Source organism: Candidatus Neomarinimicrobiota bacterium (genome assembly GCA_021734025.1).
Lineage (GTDB): Bacteria > Fidelibacterota > JAANXI01 > JAANXI01 > JAANXI01 > JAANXI01.
The window spans coordinates 1-19,018 of record JAIPJS010000029.1 but is presented as its reverse complement, the minus strand read 5'-3'; the positions used below and the strand labels follow the sequence as shown (position 1 = coordinate 19,018).

Below are 19,018 nucleotides of genomic sequence, written 5' to 3'. Positions count from 1 at the left end.
TGCGTCTACCAGCATGTGTTATGATAATCTCTGCGATAATCCTGGGGTGCACTCCGACTCATTTTCCGGAGAAAATGGAGATCAGCAATCCATGGCATTTCAGATACGATTCCACCGGCCGCGGTATGGAAGAGGAATGGTTTGCAGCAGATACTGACTTCCGATCCTGGCCGACGGTACCCTCCGGCAATCTCTGGCGAACAGACTACGATGGCTCCGGATGGTTTACACAAGAAATCTGGTTGCCGGAGCTGATATCGGACCGCGATCTTGCGCTGGTTATTACCTCCGTGGCCGACAACGCAACGGTCTGGATGAATGATTCATTACTGGCTATCCATAAAGGCCGGGGCGAACTCTTTTTCATGGATATTACCGACGTTTTTAAGCCCCGTGCAATGAATCGAATCACCATTTTCGTGGAAGATACCGGAGGACCGGGTGGACTTACCGGTAAAGTATATTTACAAAAGTATATCGAGGAATCGGAACTCATACGGTGAAATTCAGGATGTTTTATGATAACACCGGAATCTTATTCGTGGTGGAGAAGCTAACCGTTGCAGTCAATTTGACAAAGTACCTGCTGAATTTCATATTTATTAATACGAAGAAATTTTACCTGCTATATATTGTGCAAAGGCGGGTTTCAATGCTGAATCGTACAACAGGCAATACATACGGTAAAATAATGCGAGAGACATGATCAACTGAACACGCTAACACTTTTGTGCTTTAAAAAGGGTGATGAATCATGACAAATAACAAATCTCCGAGAATTACCGGAATCTCCTGGGGAAAGTGTGAGGTAGAAGGCGCGGGACAGTATAAAGATGCAAAACTGTGGCCGGGCGGTTCCCGGGCGTGGGATTGGAATGAGACTGGTACCAGCCATTCGCCGGGTGTACAGCAGGCCGACGTGGAAGAACTTGTCGAGCACGGCGCTCAGAAGATAATCCTCACCAGGGGACAGACTGGCAGGCTCAAGGTACAGCAGTCTACCATAGATTGGTTGAATGAGCAGGGCGTGGAAACGCAAATTATGAAAACGAAAACGGCCGTGAAAGAATACAACATGCTCGCCGAATCCGAACCGGTTGGGGCGTTGATTCATTCGACCTGCTGAAGTTCCAGATTATTCCCGACGATAACCGAGAACGACAACATATTTTCCAAAGATTATGGCAGATCAGACAACATCAATGACGGATATCATATCAGAAATCCTGGACGACGACGGCACTTATCCCAATAACGCTAAACTGCCGACGCTGATTTATAAAGATCCCCTAAATTCAGGGGGGAGCGTATCGGCCAGAGATTTCGAATCGCTTTTTGACCGAAACGACTGGCCCAGCGCTTGGAGGTACGGGATCTATACCTTCCATCATTATCACAGTACGGCGCATGAAGTCCTTGGCGTATTCCGGGGAGCAACTCAGGTCCAGCTGGGCGGTCCCAGCGGCATCATCGAACGGGTTGAAGCCGGCGACGTAATTGTAATACCTGCTGGTGTAGCGCACAAAAACCGGGGCAGTAATTCCGGATTTCGGTGCGTCGGGGGCTATGCCAACGGCGATTCCTGGGACATGAAATACGGCAAACCGGATGAACGACCCATGGCGGATGAGAATATCGCGAATGTAAATCCACCGGTATCCGACCCGGTTCATGGTGATGGCGGACCCCTTATGAATCTCTGGGGTAAGAACGAATAGCTTCTCTGTGGGCAACCGATCAAATTAGGTAAAATCGTTGTTATACAGGTTACTCCTCAATACATTTATATATCTTCCTGAATCACTACTCATCAGTTACAACTGACACGCTCAAGAACACTACACGAATTTTGGGTGGGGCAAAGCATACTGGACTAATGACGGAGCGATCGTCGGCTGCATTAGTCAGGGTGAAAAAACAGGCATAACACATCATCCCCATGCCGATTCTCCGGACTTTTTGCCAGTGAGACAGAATCCCGTGAACTAAAACGAAAGGAATTGAGTCATGACGCCACTACTTTCTACCCGGATCACCCAAACCTTCCAACGAAAACTTCTTTTAATCGTACTCGGATTTTTTATGGCCTTCCCCGCCTTTATAAATGCGCAATTGGAAACGGATAAAAACACCGGGGAGCCGGGTGTCGCCGTCCTTATGGTGGACACTGACCGAGTTATGAGTGAGGTGGATGAGGACATCTACGGGCACTTCCTGGAGCATATCAATCACTCCGTGGTGGACGGCTTGTTTGCGGAGCAGGTACGAGGGCGCGGATTTGAAGCCGACGATTTTACGACGTACTGGGAACCGATTGAAGGAAAAGGGGATGTCGAGGTTGCGACCGGTCTATTTAAGAACGGTGAACAGGCTATCCGTTTCATTGTCGACGACGAAACTGCCGGAATTGGCCAGGGACGATTTTATCTCGAAGAGGGCTATGATTATAACGGATCCGTCTGGCTGAAACCGGAAAGTGGCGAGGTCCAGGTCACCTACCGGGTAAAAGATTCCAGGGGGAATGCCGTTGCAGAAGTGCCACTGAATGTCTCGGGGAGCGAATGGCAGGAAGCGGAATACTCATTTGCCAGTGATATCACCGACGAACAGGCTCAGGTGGAGGTGGTTGCCCGTGGCAGTGGAAGCATTCTGGTTGATTACATCTCGATGATGCGGGCGGACATCCGCGAGGACGGCATGTTGCGTCCGGATTTGGTGGAGTCATTGAAGGGCTTGGAACCGACATTTCTCCGCTGGCCGGGCGGATCATTCGCTTCAATTTACAAATGGAAAGACGGAATTGGCCCACACGTCTCCCGATCTTACAACCCCAATGCAATTTGGGGCGATTACTCCGATTATTACGGTTTCGGCACAGAGGAGTTTATGGAGCTTTGCAAAAAACTGGAAACTGATCCGATGGTTGTGTTGCCAGCCACCACTACCGATCCGGAAGCAGTGCAGTACGCCATGGACTGGGTCCGCTACATGCTTGATCCCGCAGAGACTAAATGGGGAAAAATGCGGGCGGAGAACGGCCATCCGGAACCGTACGACGTCCCGTATATCCAGATTGACAATGAGCCGATGAATCACGGACTGAGTCCTGAGGAGTATGCCGAAATCGTGAACGTGTATGGGAGTCAGCTTCGGGAGATTCTTGCTGAGTTGTCGCCGGATACCAGAATCGTCGCCTGTGGTCAGAAACGATCCAACGATATGATTTGGAGCGAGCGGGTGATCGATATCGCGGGAGAGAATTTCGATATCCTGGGATGCCACAATTACGAATACGAGCCGGAAAACTTTAAAACCGGCGTTCGGCGTATAGAGAATTATCTGACGAAACTACGGGAATACGTGCGGAATTCGGACCATCCGGATATAAAGATCGGCGTCCTGGAGTGGAATCTGTCCCGGACTTACGACTGGCGAGCCGGACTACACGCGGCTGGCAGTCTTATCAGTTACGAAGAATTGAGTCCAATCGTGGAGATGAGTTGTCCGGCATTGCTTATGCGGAATACGTCTGACGATCCGACCTGGACGGCATTTATCTATCACGACCATGTCTCCTGGTTTCCCGGTTCCGGATACGTGGTGGAAAAGTTATTCCGCGAACATTATGCGCCGCTGCACTATTCATCTACATCCGGCACCTTCAGAAACTTGGATGAGAACAGCATCTATTTAGATCGGATTCACCAGCATAAGCCTGAAGACTGGATGCCAGGAACGGTAGATGCCATCGCTACGGGAACTGAAGATGGAAAGCGCATCGTCATTAAGGCGGTGAATTACGAGCCCAATGCAAATACGCTGATCTCAAGGCTGGAAGGTGCAAGAGTACCAGAAGACGCTACGGTGAACGTCTATACCATTACGGATGAACTCCATGCCAAGAATTCTCTGGAGAATCCGACCAGACTTGATCCGGTAAAAAGCACCATACCGTACTCCAGCGACCTGAGCATCGACATGGAGCCGTATTCGGTTAAACTCGTGGAAGTTATCGCACAATAGCGAAGTTAATTCCTTCCAATGAATATGAAACGTCGCCCGGAATATTCTTTCCGGGCGACGTTTTTAATAATGTTTAAACAGGCCGGTAGAAATATCTCGTTCACCCTTGCATTGAAAAAACATTTCTTCTAATATATACCAACAACTTTCCTGATTATAGAACATACCGCTGAGTAGTCTACTTCCACTTCAGATTCCCACCGAATTACCGTTCTTTGAAATCACTCAGATTTTTGGCTTTTGTATATTTGCTTTCAGGATAAATATAGGTGATTTCGATGGTAGAGATGTGAGCTATGGGAACAATTCAGGAAGTGAATATATCCAAATCCGATAAAGTATGAATGGCCTGATAAGGTCTTTTTTCAGCCGAATTTTTTCCAAATCACCTGATTCCGTAGAAAAATTCAACAGCCAGAAGTTCGCGGGTGTAAAAATACTCATCTGTTTTTTCATTAATTTATGGAAAAAGGTGAATTTGATCCGAATTTTTTACTTATCCTGTATTGATGATCTTTGAGAAAAACAAAAATAATTAAAAGAAAAGGAGGCAAGACCCACAACATTCCAATGATTGGATGGCGAGAGTAGATTAAATTTCGAATTAATGTTAGTTTTACCCAATGAAAGTCTCTATAAAACCCTGTTAAAAAGCGCTTGACGTTATATGCAAGATAGACTATACTTTATTTGAAACCTTTTATTACTTTTTTAAAAGATTTTTGATACTATTTGTTGCAAAATCCTACCAGATTGAAGATTGGATGGGTATTGATCTGAAATCTACACAGGAATCGTGTTACTAGTTCAATATCTGTGGGAGAGACTGATCTTCATAAGGTGTTTTAGCCGTTAGGGTAGAAGTATAAAATGAGGGAAACAAACCTCAACTCAGGGTAATATTGCCTGACAATTGTAATACCCAACGCTCTTAAAAATACCTAATACACTCCAATCTTGATGCAGGTCCTGGCATTGCATCCATGCTGGCAGCAGCCTGGATGTCCGGAACATGTGATTTTATAATGTCAGGGTTGTTTTTTTAATGCGAAGGCATTACCGAAACATTGACCATTATCGAACCTGGTCTGAATGCACTGATTATATTACACAAGGATTTTCATTCCGCAACGATACTTGATTCTGAAAAACTGAAGACTGTTTGAGCAAGCACAAGCCGGGTGCAACCTAGTCCCGACTAAAGAGTGGATATATCACACTACTCTAAACGATGAGCAGGGGGTTATTTTAATGGCGAAGCAAGTTATTGCACTAATTAGTTCTTTCTTTATTTCGGGACTCATGTTCGAAGTACAGGCGCAGACGGATATCCCGGATACTCACCCGAACTACGGATATTATCAATATCGGAATCAATTCTATAATGAAAACGCTACCCTGGGCTGGGCCAAAGATCGGGTAAAGGAAAACCTAAATCGTGGGGTCGTTGCCGTACCACGCGGGAATGACGAGGTATACGTTGGCTGGCGGTTACTCGCCGAGGATCCGGACAATATTACGTTTAACGTTTATCGGTCCTCGGATGGCGGAGAGAAAGTGAAGATTAATTCCGAGCCCATTCATCGTACGAATATCGTTGACACGGACGTGCCATTGGATCAAGGAAATAAATGGTGGGTAACCTCAGTTATTGATGGAAAAGAAATTATGCCCGAGGAGGGTCCCCCTCAGGACGGCGGTAGTGAAGCCCGGGGATACCAGACCATCTCACTGCGTAGCGACATCGATGGCAAAGGGATTCATAAAATGGGTATTGGGGATTTAAACGGGGACGGGACTTACGATTTTGTCGTAAAGCGTCCGGGCGGTCGAGTTGATCCGGGTCGGGCAGGCAGAAGTGAAGCGTCTTTTAAAGTAGAAGCTTATGATGGCCAATCGGGCGAATTCATGTGGCGAAAAGATTTAGGGTGGAATATTGCGCAGGGGACCTGGTATTCCCCAATGGTGGTCTTTGACTTTAACGGTGACGGGAAATCTGAAGTAGCGCTGAAAACGGCTTCCTACGCAGCGAGCCTCGAAGAATCTTTCATTAATGAGAATGACCGGATTATCGAAGGGCCGGAATATCTGTCCGTATTAAACGGTGAAACCGGCGAAGAAATTGACAAAACCGACTGGATCCCGCGCGGTAAGCCCGAACATTGGGGGGACCACTCAGGAAATCGTATGAACAGGAATATGTTGGGTGTTGCTTACCTGGACGGAAAAACTCCGAGTATCATAATGTTGCGGGGTATTTATGGCCTCCAGAAGATGCAGGCGTGGTATCTGGAAGACGGCAAGTTAGTGCAGGCGTGGCGCTGGACGAACCAGATGGCCGGGTGGCGGTATCAGGGGCAAAGCGGCCACAATATTGATATCGGCGATATTGATGAAGATGGCAAAGATGAGATTCTGTACGGTTCGATTGCTATCGATAACGACGGGAAAACCCTATGGAGCACGGGTTACGGTCATACGGATGAGTTTTATCTGACCGATGTGGATCCGCAACGACTTGGGCTCGAAATCTGGTATAGCTACGAAGATCCGCATCCACAAAACGGAATCGGGCTCTGGGATGCCTATCATAAGGGTGATCTAATCTTTGGAACGAACCGTCCGGTTGAAGATGATCAGGTGGATGAAGCGCTTGTTGCGGATATCGATCCGCGGTATCCCGGGATGGAATGCTGGGGCAAGCAAGGGCACTATTACACTGCCCGGGGTCACGTCATAAAGGGAGAAGTACCGCCGACAAGCGGAGATCGGACCCTCGTCTGGTGGGATGATGATCCGCTCCGGGAATTTTATAGTTACGAAAATGGGACGGTGGAAAAGTGGCGCGGTCCGATGCTGACAGGGGATATTGAAGGATGGTTTATAATGAGCGCTGACCTGTATGGCGACTGGCGGGAAGAGATTATCACCTATACTGATGACGCATTGAGGATATATTCGACCACCATTCCGACAACTGACCGGAGGATTTCCCTGATGCAGGATCCGTTATATCGCATAGATGTTGCACTAAATGCCCAGGGATATTATCAGGTGCCGATGACGAGTTACTTTCTGGGTGTAATTGGAAGAAATGCTGTAACAGAATAAGGCATAATCAGCATTGATTGCGTTAATAAATCAGGAAAAACTGGAAACACAGGAGATGGAGTATCATTGCTCCTGGACACTATACCATGTAACGGCATGGGGGTTCAGATAATCTTTGCTGGATCGCTTAGAGCGCAAAAGTTGCTAATGGGAGCCGGGTTGGTATGCATCCGGAGGGTACTGACGGTTAAGCAATACCAGTGATATAGAAATCGTAACTGTTAATGGGAGGAACAGTCCTTTCGCTAGATCCGCCGAATTTGTAAGCGAAATAATAAGGAGAATAACATGGGATTTCGTTATTTGGGTCGTCTATTAAGTGTATTGTTAATAGAGGTTATACTTGCCCTGCCACTCTTTGCCCAAACCGGGAAAATCGTCGGGCACGTCAGAGATGCAGACACCGGACAACCACTGCCGAGTGCAAATGTAATTATTCTAGGGACATCCATGGGCGCCGCTACTGACATGGAAGGAAGATATACTATCGTGAATGTAGCTCCGGGGGAATATGAGGTGCAAGCCTCGGTTATTGGATACGCCAAACTCATTAAGCAGGAAGTCATTGTCTCTGTCGACCAGATTACCCGGATTAACTTCAATCTAAATACCTCAAACATTGTTGGGGAAGAAGTGGTTGTGGTTGCTGAGAGAGAAGTATTGAATAAGGAAGTGCCTAATACCCAACAGGTAATAACAAACCGGCAGATGACAGAGTCTGCGGGCGTCCGGACTATTAACCAATACCTGGAAAAACAGCCCGGGATCACCGGGGCAAATCACCTGGAGATCCGTGGTGGCTCTGCCGAACAGACCGGCGCCATGGTAAACGGAATGTCCTTTGTCGATGTGCGCATGGGGCGCGCAGAATCCACCATTCCACTCAGTGCTGTAGAACAGGTGTCCCTGGTAACCGGTGGTTTTAACGCGGAATACGGGAACTTCCGTTCGGGGCTGCTCAATATCACGACGAAGAAAGGTTCGCGGGATGCATATCACGGGCGCATTTCATATACCCGGAATATTCCGAGGATGAAGCGTTTTGGTAAATCGCTATATGATCCTACGAATTATGGCTTACGGCCTTATCTCGACCCCGTGGTCGGATTTCAGGGAACGGGGAGTGGATGGCTCGAAGTTACCAATGGGGATACAGCGGAAGCCGAATACCTGAAGCAAGGCCATGCCTCCTTCGCCGGATGGAATGGATTGGTGAATTTCTACAACAACCAGTATAGCCCCTATGAGGATGCCACTCCAATGGATCTTTATCTGTGGGCGGCCTGGATGCATCAGACGGTTCCGAATTTTGAAAAACTGGAAGAACTTTATCCCGAAAAAACCCTTGAAGATCCCAGGTGGGAAGAGAAGAAACAGGCGCTAAGAGACCACGCGCATTTACCGGAAGGAGATCTGCCGGATTGGAATTTTGATGGTGGATTCGGGGGGCCGGTTCCCTTTGTTGGTGGTTTTTTAGGGGATATGACCTTTTACGTTTCCAACCAGACAATCAACGTCAACTATATTCAGCCTGTCACACGGCCTGCCGATTGGAAATCCACAACCCTCCTGACATTACGATCCAATGTAACGGATAATATGACGCTGAATTTAAATGGGTTATACCGGAAGATTAAAGGAATGGCCCAGATTACCAATACCGCGCTCGCCAATCCCTCTCTGGAGGCAAGGGGTGGATATATGTTTGAGAACAATATTGGTGATATCAGTGGGCCCGGGGAAACCTATTTCTGGCACCCAACTATGTTTCACCCCAAGGATCAGACTACCATTTCTACTGGATTAGAACTCAATTATGCCTTAAGCCACAAAACCTTCTGGGAATTTTCGGTCCAATACGCGGTTGATGATTACTTTATGGATACCGAGCGGGATGTACGCGAAGGCCTGAATAATGCCAAACGAGACCAGGAGACCTTGATTAATTTTGGTCCAATCTGGCTGAATGAAATACCCTACGGCCGACCTTTTGGTCTGAATACCGCTGGTATTGACACCGTCTGGAATCCACAGGATTCAACCCAATTTACGGTGTATGACGGCCTGTCCTCACTGTTTGGCGTTGGCCGGCGATTCAGCGGGAAAACGGGTGGATATTATGACAGATCTTCGGCACAGCAGTTTCGCCTGAAATTTGATATGGGTAGCCAGATTTCGAATTACCACTATATCAAAGGTGGACTGGAATATAACTATATTGACCTGAACAATGACATGTTTCAGTACGGATATCTGGATAAGGCGGAGCGGGAATTTCGATTCCGGCGGACCCCATCGATTGCGGCAGGATATATCCAGGATCAGATTACGCTGGAGGGTATGATTGCATCTATCGGTGTGAGGGTAGATTACTATAATTCAGGTGGTGATGTCTGGCCTACAGGAGCGCACTTTAGTCCCGAAGCATTTTCTACATACGAGGCCAGGGATCAGGAACTCCGTGACAGGCTGGATGCTGGTGAATCGGTTATCTGGAGTCGTTGGAATGCCGTGAACGATACCCTGCTTGACGGGGAATTACTCGAAAAAACCAAAAACCATCTGGCGGTTAGTCCACGAATCGGAATCTCTTTTCCGGTGACGGAACGCTCCAAATTCTATTTTAATTACGGCCATTTCAGGGCAACCCCTCCCTATTCAGAAATGTTCCTGTATACCATGAATTTCCGAGACGTCGGTCTGCGCAGCATCGGAAATCCGAACCTCGAACCCCCACGGACTATCCAGTATGAATTGGGTGTGGCCTATAACCTCCTTGATCAGTATCTGCTGAATCTGAGTACGTATTACAAGGATGTCACCGGGGAGAGCGGCAATATTACCTATCAAAACACCGCGGGCACAGTGAATTACGGCGGAAGAACGAACAACCAATACGAAGATATAACCGGATTTGAATTGAACCTTACAAAACAGGTCGGTGATTTTCTGACCGGCTGGCTAAACTACCGATATATGATCCAGAAGTCCGGGTATACCGGGCGAGAGGTGCTTTCGAACGATCCGGCCTGGAACCAGAACAACGGTCTCTACGAAAGTGAAGAGAGTCGTCCGACGGTCCGACCGGTTGTCGCCGGGAATGTTACCCTGCATACACCAACACAATGGGGGCCGTCTTTCGCAGGCATACATCCCATTGCGGGATGGAATATCAGTACAATTGGTCGCTGGGAAAAAGGCCCGACGTTTACCTGGAACCCGGCCGGCATTCGAAACGTGACGGATAACCTCCGGTGGCCGGACCAGTACAATTTTGATATGAAATTATCAAAACGCTTTGACCTCTTTGGCGTAAGCACGGAATTCTACGTGGATATTCTGAATGTATTCAATATTAAACAGCCCTGGATTCAAAATGGCTGGGCATTCAGGAACACTCAAGATTATGAGAACTACCTGGCAACCTTGAAACTCCCGATGTATGACGATCCACGATATGATACGCTTAGGGAAAATAACCCAGGCCTGTATGAACCGGGGAGTGATGAGCCGGGTCAAATGCGGAGTGCCGACAAGAAGTATATAAATGATCCGGACAACAAAATGTTCTTATATGGCAATCCACGCCAGATCTGGTGGGGCATTTCGATGAATATTTAATTGGCCTGACAATTGTGAAAATGATGGATATCAAACATTTGAAAGAGGAACAAGATATGATGGATATCAATATCAACAAATTTTGGAAGGGACACTATGCCTGGAAGATCACTCTTGTCCTTTTCGGGGCGTTTTTGCTCGGCATCTCCTCAGAGGTAAAAGCCGATGGTAACCTGGCGATTATAAAGGTGAACAAGGTTATAATGGGAGTCTATGACCACGGGAGTACGTGGAGACAAACACCAACGTACTCATCGGGTTGGTTCCCGGCTGATTATAATGCTCAGGGATTAGACTGTTCTTATGGTGCTTCGTTTGGACCGGAGACTTTTGGTGTGGCGGATTGGTATGGCCCAAGTGAACAATCCGGCGGGACTGAATGGCGCCAGTGGTCCTATGCGACCTTTCCCACATATACCAGTTCGTTCGATGAAGAAGAAATTGTGGTCGAACCGATGACGAATAGTGTTCGCTGGGATTTACCAACGAACCTGGCAAACGGTGTTGATGTCCAAATCAATTCGCACTGGGGCACTCCGGATCCGAGCAAACTGGTCGGGACCTCGGATCAGACTATCGAGGTCACATCCGAAAACCTCGTGGGTATCAACGTAAAAAGAAAACTGTTTGCCTGGAGCCAGGAAAACCACGATAACTACGTGGTGACTGAATATACCATAACGAATAACGGGGACAGTACCCTCAACGACTTTTACCTTGGCATGGAACAGGTGTATCATGGTGTTGAGTATGCAGTTGGGGATGATCCGGAAATCCCGGGTAACCAACAACCGGACAGGCGAACCTGGGCCCATTACTACGGATCTCGTCCCGGAGACAGTTTACGGATTTATTATGAATACAGCGCCGATGATCCCGATCTGGCGGGTGATCAGATGGGGCATCCTGTCTATACGCAGGACGGTCGGTTGACCATGAGTAATATACACTATTTTGCAGTGCTGCATGCCTCGGAAGAACCGTTTACCGATCCTGTCAATGATGTTGATGATCCGACTCAGCCGTCTGTTACGGCGTTTTACAATCCAGATAGAGTTAATTATACGCCGAGCGCAGGTGAGCTGCCGAATCTGGAGCCGGGCGATAACGGAGCAGGGTATGGGCTTCTTTCTGGACTGGCATTCACTGATCAGGAAGTTGAGGGTCAACATCCAGGATCCCACCACCGAAAAAATAATGATGAAATGGGGAATCCGGATTATTCCAATCTGGGAAACGGATTCGATAAAAACCACGTCTGGAACAGCCGGCATGCATCATTTGGCCCCTACGAATCCTTTGGAGTGGGCGAGTCCATTCGCATTGTGTATATCACGGGTATCGATGGACTGGGCCTGAAAAAGGACAAGGAGATTGGCGAAAAATGGCTGAATGACAACCTCGAAGAACCGCCGGGACTGCCGGATGACCGAACCGGGTACTTTCCGACTAATTTTGCCTTCCCACCGGATGCCACCGAAAAGGATAAGACAAAAGATCGCTGGATCAGTACGGTAATCGATTCCGTTCATCAGACCGTTTCCCGGGCTAAATGGAACTTCAATCATGACTGGCAGGTGCCGATGGCACCGCCGCCCACAAGCCAGGAAGTTGTTGGTACAGGTGAAGGAATTGAGATTACCTGGTCAAATCCTGAGGCCGAAGATATGCAGAACTTTGACGGTTATCGGATAATGCGAAGTGTCGGATACGCCGATACTGTATTTTTTGAAGAAGTGCATCGCACCGATCCGGCCGATAAGGCGGATGAACACTTCTGGGCAGATCCCAGTGTCGTATTCGGCGCTTCTTACTATTATTATATTCAGGCTGGCCTGAAGGTTCCTGCGGATGATCCGAATGCGCATCCCGATACCAGGGGGAAAACCATCTGGAGCGGACGGATGTTCAGTACCAATTATAATCCGGTTGAATCCGAACGAAAGGTGGGCACCAACCTGGATTCCATCCGGATCGTGCCGAATCCGTATAATCTGAAGGATCCTCTGTGGTCAAATTACGGGCTGCAAAATATAGACGATCCCAGGCGGATTATGTTTTTCAATCTCCCAACGCGGTGTACGATAAAGATATTCACTGAGAACCTGGATCTGGTGAAAACCATCGAGCATACAGACGAACCTGTCTCCACGGGTTACGAGAAATGGGACATGTTAACAGAGAATCAGCAGGCAATTTCCAGTGGGGTCTACATTGTAGTGTTTCAGACTCCCGAAGGCCAGGTTTCATATCAGAAATTATTTGTCGCTCGATAATTGAAAACCGGGAGAATGTAATGATGAAATTCATACGATATATTCTGATACTCATAATTAGTATCAGTCTTGGAACCTTTACCGTAGCTCAGGAAAATGTTGCGCCGGGCGTTGGTATGAAAAAGCTCGGCCAATCATCCATGAATTTTCTGCAAGTCAGCGTCAGCCCCCGGGCGAGTGCTATGGGTGAAGCCTATACGGCGATAGGAAAGGGAGCCGAAAGTATCTTTTATAATCCGGCCGGCCTCCCAGAGATGGAATCCCGCTTCGAACTCTATGCAACCACGACCCAATGGGTTGCTGACATTAACTATATGGCTGGTGTCGCTGCCTGGAATATGGGCAATGCCGGTGTGATTGGTGTGAGCTTCCTGACCGTTGATTACGGCGACGATAACATTTGGACAGGACTGGCCGAATCACCCAGTGATGAAAAAGGATATGTCGAATACGGTACGATAAATAATATCGGGGCGTATGCGATGGGTATCTCTTATGGTCGGAGCATTACCAATAAGTTTACTCTTGGTGGCAATCTGCGATTCGTAGGCCAGCAATTGGGGGAATCCTATCTTGAAACCGGGCTGGAGAAAAATGACGAAACCCAGATTTCCTATGATATGGGAGTCAAATTTTATCCGGGATATGAAAGTTTCCGGTTTGGGATGTTCATTCGCAATTTCGGCCCCAGTATACAATACGAAGAAATTACCTCCCAACTGCCGCAGGTCTTTTCCATTGCTGTGGCCATGGACATGTTGGATGTGTTTATGCCGTCAATTACCGAGACAAACAATTTATTGGTATCCACAGAATTCGTTCATCCGATTAATTATACGGAACGGACCAAAGTCGGGGTGGAATACAATTACAACAATATCCTGGCCTTGCGTGGAGGATATAAATTCAACACGGACGTTGAAGGATTCTCGGGTGGTATCGGTGTTACTACTCCTTCCATTGCAGGGAATACTATCGAGGTCGGTTACTCATATTCCGTGCTCGATATCTTTGATGGGATAAACCGCTTTTCACTGAAGGTCGTTTTTTAAGAGGCTCTGCAAACTTATACAACTGACCAGGAATAAGACAAATGTGGGTATTTAAATTCATTGATATCCAATTTGGAAAGGAGGTGCCACGGGAACACAATAAGAGGAAATAGACGATGTACCTTTTGTATGGAAAAACCAATAACGAAAACCGAGGAGAGAACAATGGTTAAACGGCTAGTTGTTTTAGTAATTTTTGCCTTCGTTGCCACCGTCGCAGTGAAAATATCTGCTGCGGAGATCACAACATATATGGGCAATGGCGCCGATACGTACCTGACGAATGATGAGCAGGACGATGATACTGTCGCTGACAGCTCTCACGGCACGGAAACGGAAATGAAATTCCGAAACCTTCCGGGGGTGAGGCTGAAATTGGCTTATGTCCGGTTTGATGTCAGCAGTTTGAGCGATATCAGCGTGAAAAACGCGAAGTTCAGTATGAACGTCACGTGGTTTAAAGGTGTCTCAACAACCCTTGGCATCTATGCGTTGATGGATGAAAGTGGAGATGACTGGGATGAAGCAAGCACCAGTTATAACACTGCCCCGGGCTTTATCCCCACGGATGATCCGGACAGTCCAACTCCCGTCGGCTATTATCAGATTGAAGGTGAGAAGTTGGTGGAAGTCGCCGTAATGCACTACGCGGATGACTCCCTGGGCTGGAATACGTCCGAAGACAGTTCCGCTTTTGATGATTTTATCAATAGCGATACCAACGGCCTGATTACCCTCTGCATAATTCCAAATAATGAGGACGATGCCGATTGGGCTATCTCGGCAAAAGAAGACAGCACCGATGGTGTCCTCGCACCAAAACTGATCTATGAAGAGGCCACCTCGATTGAAAATGAAGGTATTGTTCCTGCGGAATATTCGCTGAACCAGAACTATCCGAACCCGTTCAACCCATCCACGAACATCGAATTTACACTGCCTGAAGCAGGTCATACCTCGCTGGAAGTGTACAATGCGACAGGTCAGCTTGTGGAGACGCTGGTGGATGGCAATATGAGTCAGGGTACCTACACGTATACGTTTAACGCTAGTGCGCATCCATCTGGGATTTATTTCTACAGACTGCGTTCGGGAGACTTCGTACAGATGAAAAAGATGATGTTCCTGAAGTAGCACTCTCCCGGGTTTCTATCTGCGCGCACCGGATCCCGGTGCGCGCCGGTAGAACCTTTTAACATGGCAATTGCAAAAGAATGGACTATTCTGGAAAAAATATTTTTCTGCTTTTCTACAGTACCTTCTCTCGTTATGAGTAGTTGTTGGTTCTGGTTGAATTGCTGCAGGCTTCCTAATGCAATCCCCCAAATACATTCCATTATTTTAGGATGACAATTGTAGGCATTTCATTTATACTTCCGCGACATGATAATTAGACTCAGGGAAAATTTATAAAAAAATATTATTATGCATCATATGTACACAACATACCGGGAATAATCGCTACAAATGGAGAATACAATGATTACAAAACTGAATATCGTGGTTTTATTGGCAATCACACTGGGATTTTTTGGGTTAGTCCAGGCCCAGGAAATGGTGACAACCTTCGATGGAGATGGAGCCGACGCCTCCATATATAATGACGAGGACAAAGGCCCGAGTACTATGTCGGGAACCAGTTCCGGCCTGGAGGTGCGATACTGGGATGACGTCCGGTTTCGCGCTGCCTTTATGCGGTTTGATGTGAGTAACGTTTCCAGTACACCGGATAATGCCGTCATCGGTTTTTTTCCAACCTACGCCGGAAAGATGGGCCAGGATAGTTTGATCTTTACGATTTACGGCTTAACCAACGAGGCGCAGGATAATTGGGATGAAGGGTATTTCAACTACACGCTGGCGCCAGGATTTGAATCAGCTGCAAATGGCAACTATGCGATAAATGAGCACCTGGATTCACTGGCGACGATTACGGTATATTCTGACAGTACCGGCGTATTCCTGTACTCGGAGCCGAGCGCCAAACTCGATGCTTTTATAAACAACGATACCAATGATGCCGTCACGTTTGTGATTATTAGAACGTATTCGACCACATCTGATTACTACCTGATGAATTCCAAAGAAGCCGGAGAATTTGTGGCTCCGAGATTGGTGTTTCAGTCGGAAGACGGGGAGCCGGTTCTGCCCAATTTTTACCCCACTATAACCCTGAACAACCCATCTGACGGTGTCAGTTATGAATCGGATGAAACGATTACTGCGCGTGCCTCTGCCAACGATTCCGACGGCGAAATTGCCAGCGTTACCTTTTACCTGGACGACACAGAGATCGCATCGGTTACCGCCAGTCCGTTTGAAACAGAAATCGAGTTAGGCGATTATTCGCTCGGAAACCACACCTTTTACGCAACTGCCAGGGATGACGAAGCCGCGACTACCAGTTCTGATACCATAGAATTCGAAATAGTCCAGGGGGGTGGGGGCGGAAATACTTCGCCAGCCCGCGTCATGGAAAAACTTGACCGCGGATTAATCGCAATCAATCGCGGAAGTGATATTTACCTCTCCTGGCGATTGATCGGCAAGGATGTACAGGATTTAGGGTTCAACATCTACAGGGATGGCACGAAGGTTAACAGTGAGCCAATTACCGACCGGACGAACTATGTTGATACCGGGGGAAGCGCCAGTGCTACATACTATATTGTACCGGTTACGGATGGTACCGAAGGCACGGCATCAAAGACTGCTAGTGTTTGGGATAATTCGTATATCGACATCGACCTCAACCGGCCGACAACCGGGATACATGGAGGTACGTATTCCCCCAACGACATGTCCGTAGGCGATCTGGATGGCGATAACCAATACGAATTAGTCCTCAAATGGTATCCATCTAATGCCCATGATAATGCCCATGAGGGCTATACCGACCAGACGATACTCGAAGGTTTTGAACTCGACGGTACGAGTATGTGGCGGATAGAATTAGGGAACAATATTCGTTCCGGCGCTCACTATACGCAATTTATGGTTTACGACCTGGATAGCGACGGACAGGCGGAAATCGCAGTGAAAACGGCTCCCGGGACTATTGACGGCCAGGGGAATTACCTGAGCACCGGACCGGCAGCCGATGATGATGACAGCGCCGAATACGTTGACAATGATGGACGCATCGTATATCCCAGCCCGGAATATCTGACCGTCTTCGAAGGAGCGACAGGTAAAGAGCTACAGACAAAGTTGTACATACCCCAGTACGATTTTAAGAGTAATCCGGAGGGATTCTGGGGAGATGATTACGGCAACAGATCGGAGCGATACCTGGCTGCTGTCGGATATTTTGATGGGAAATCACCAAGTCTCATGATGTCCCGTGGCTATTATGAGGGTTACGTCCTGGCCGCATGGGATTGGGACGGAGAGAATTTGACCCATCGCTGGAGTTTCGAAGCCCAGCCCTGGAGTTCAGACCCGTACGGAGGGCAGGGAAACCATAACCTGTCTGTTGGTGACGTAGATGAAGACGGCAAGGATGAAATCATGTTCGGATCAGCCGCGATTGACGACGACGGCGCAGGCCTTTACACCACCAGATTAGGACATGGTGACGCAAGTCATCTCGGTGATCTGGATCCGGACAGGCCCGGATTAGAGTTCTATATGCCGCATGAGTGGGATGGGCCAGGCATATCGTTTCGCGACGCCGGGACAGGCGAAATTATCTGGGAATATGGCAGTAGCAGTGACGTCGGTCGCGGTGTGGCCGAGGATATCTCCGACGATTACCGTGGCGCCGAAGCCTGGGGAATGGGCGTCTACAACGCGAAGGGGGATCCAATCAACATTTCACCCCCGTCGACGAATTTTGTGATATACTGGGATGGAGACGTCACCCGGGAATTCCTCGACGGAAATCATATCGATGACATCGATAACGGGCGACTTCTGACCGCTTCCGGATACTCCTCCAATAACGGATCAAAAGCGACGCCGAATCTCAGCGCTGATCTGTTTGGTGACTGGCGCGAAGAAGTCATCTTCCGGAATGAGAATAACACCCAGCTCAGGCTTTATACCACCACCGATCCCTCAGATGTCAGACGCTATACGCTGATGCACGATCCGGTCTACCGGTTGGGAATCGCATGGCAGAACGTCGCATATAACCAGCCGCCGCATGTGAGCTATTATATGCCTGATAGCTCCTCGCAACCTAATATCATTTATCCTGATGAATATGTGGGGATTACACCGGAGCAGGGAGGAACTGGCTCTGTCATCAAAGATTTTAATTTGCGGAACTATCCGAATCCGTTCAACCCGAAGACGACCATCTCCTTTACGCTGCAGAAAAGTCAAACGGTGAATTTGGCGGTATATACCCTCCAGGGTAAGATGGTAAAGACACTGGCAGAGGGACAAAAGAGCGCCGGAAGCTACCGGGTGACATTCGATGGTAGTAACCTGGCGTCCGGTATCTATTTTTACCGTCTGCAAACCCGGGATAAAATCGTTACGAAAAAGATGATGTTGTTGAAATAAATTCAACCAATCGGATAATGAATTAAACGGGGGAGTGAACTGTTCGCTGCCCCGTTTTTTTTATCCCGCCATCCAGAAAACCACCCCGCCCTGGCGGGACTATGTATGGCTTTCTGGGCGGGATTCCGCCCAGACTCCGCTCAGTGACGGAGTCAAAGCGGGAACCCCGGCTGTAAAGCCGGGGGGCTCCATATCCAAACATAACGAAGATTTCGCCGGTGAGCCGGACAATAGCAGTTAAAGGCACCACAAAGCATTGGAAAAGCGTATTTGCCGTTGCGGAAGGTAATATCTTTTTCTTAGTTGGAATTCGGGGAAAAAGAGAGAGGTTCCTCAACTGCCCATTGGTTACATTTGAATGGGAAAATTCAATCACCAAGTTCAGGAGGAACCTCATGACAAAGATATCTCAAGACGAGTCAA

The 19,018-nt window shown here is 47.9% G+C and carries 11 protein-coding genes; all 11 read left to right on the top strand.

Annotation, left to right across the window (positions count from 1 at the left end; translation table 11 throughout):
* Window positions 1-20 precede the first annotated feature (20 nt).
* Window positions 21-503 (top strand): hypothetical protein, encoded by a 483-nt coding sequence (locus K9N57_17235; protein ID MCF7805924.1) that lies wholly within the window; start codon window positions 21-23, stop codon window positions 501-503.
* Between the two features lie 251 nt (window positions 504-754).
* Window positions 755-1,126: an Mth938-like domain-containing protein gene (locus K9N57_17230; protein ID MCF7805923.1), complete on the top strand. Its 372-nt coding sequence runs from the start codon at window positions 755-757 to the stop codon at window positions 1,124-1,126.
* Between the two features lie 55 nt (window positions 1,127-1,181).
* Window positions 1,182-1,718, top strand: coding sequence for a hypothetical protein (locus K9N57_17225; protein ID MCF7805922.1), 537 nt, complete (start codon window positions 1,182-1,184; stop codon window positions 1,716-1,718).
* Window positions 1,719-2,082: 364 nt separating this feature from the next.
* On the top strand, window positions 2,083-4,023 hold the full coding sequence (locus K9N57_17220; GenBank protein ID MCF7805921.1) for an alpha-N-arabinofuranosidase: 1,941 nt from the start codon (window positions 2,083-2,085) through the stop codon (window positions 4,021-4,023).
* A 1,251-nt stretch (window positions 4,024-5,274) separates the two neighbouring features.
* On the top strand, window positions 5,275-7,134 hold the full coding sequence (locus K9N57_17215) for a silent information regulator protein Sir2 (GenBank protein ID MCF7805920.1): 1,860 nt from the start codon (window positions 5,275-5,277) through the stop codon (window positions 7,132-7,134).
* 288 nt (window positions 7,135-7,422) lie between these two features.
* Window positions 7,423-10,755: a TonB-dependent receptor gene (locus tag K9N57_17210; protein ID MCF7805919.1), complete on the top strand. Its 3,333-nt coding sequence runs from the start codon at window positions 7,423-7,425 to the stop codon at window positions 10,753-10,755.
* Window positions 10,756-10,811: 56 nt separating this feature from the next.
* Window positions 10,812-13,031, top strand: coding sequence for a hypothetical protein (locus K9N57_17205; GenBank protein ID MCF7805918.1), 2,220 nt, complete (start codon window positions 10,812-10,814; stop codon window positions 13,029-13,031).
* 20 nt (window positions 13,032-13,051) lie between these two features.
* Window positions 13,052-14,083, top strand: coding sequence for a PorV/PorQ family protein (locus K9N57_17200; GenBank protein ID MCF7805917.1), 1,032 nt, complete (start codon window positions 13,052-13,054; stop codon window positions 14,081-14,083).
* 165 nt (window positions 14,084-14,248) lie between these two features.
* On the top strand, window positions 14,249-15,217 hold the full coding sequence (locus tag K9N57_17195; GenBank protein MCF7805916.1) for a T9SS type A sorting domain-containing protein: 969 nt from the start codon (window positions 14,249-14,251) through the stop codon (window positions 15,215-15,217).
* 345 nt (window positions 15,218-15,562) lie between these two features.
* The gene (locus K9N57_17190) at window positions 15,563-18,595 is read left to right on the top strand and encodes a T9SS type A sorting domain-containing protein (protein ID MCF7805915.1); all 3,033 of its coding nucleotides are present in this window, start codon (window positions 15,563-15,565) and stop codon (window positions 18,593-18,595) included.
* Window positions 18,596-18,813: 218 nt separating this feature from the next.
* On the top strand, window positions 18,814-19,018 hold a 205-nt coding region (locus K9N57_17185; GenBank protein ID MCF7805914.1), incomplete at its 3' end, for a hypothetical protein.

Excerpts from the sequence above, each read along its gene's own strand:
- K9N57_17190 (MCF7805915.1), top strand. The coding sequence starts at position 15,563 with ATGATTACAAAACTGAATATCGTGGTTTTATTGGCAATCACACTGGGA.
- K9N57_17225 (MCF7805922.1), top strand. The coding sequence starts at position 1,182 with ATGGCAGATCAGACAACATCAATGACGGATATCATATCAGAAATCCTG.
- K9N57_17210 (MCF7805919.1), top strand. The coding sequence starts at position 7,423 with ATGGGATTTCGTTATTTGGGTCGTCTATTAAGTGTATTGTTAATAGAG.
- K9N57_17220 (MCF7805921.1), top strand. The coding sequence starts at position 2,083 with ATGGCCTTCCCCGCCTTTATAAATGCGCAATTGGAAACGGATAAAAAC.
- K9N57_17205 (MCF7805918.1), top strand. The coding sequence starts at position 10,812 with ATGATGGATATCAATATCAACAAATTTTGGAAGGGACACTATGCCTGG.
- K9N57_17235 (MCF7805924.1), top strand. The coding sequence starts at position 21 with ATGATAATCTCTGCGATAATCCTGGGGTGCACTCCGACTCATTTTCCG.
- K9N57_17195 (MCF7805916.1), top strand. The coding sequence starts at position 14,249 with ATGGTTAAACGGCTAGTTGTTTTAGTAATTTTTGCCTTCGTTGCCACC.
- K9N57_17215 (MCF7805920.1), top strand. The coding sequence starts at position 5,275 with ATGGCGAAGCAAGTTATTGCACTAATTAGTTCTTTCTTTATTTCGGGA.
- K9N57_17230 (MCF7805923.1), top strand. The coding sequence starts at position 755 with ATGACAAATAACAAATCTCCGAGAATTACCGGAATCTCCTGGGGAAAG.
- K9N57_17200 (MCF7805917.1), top strand. The coding sequence starts at position 13,052 with ATGATGAAATTCATACGATATATTCTGATACTCATAATTAGTATCAGT.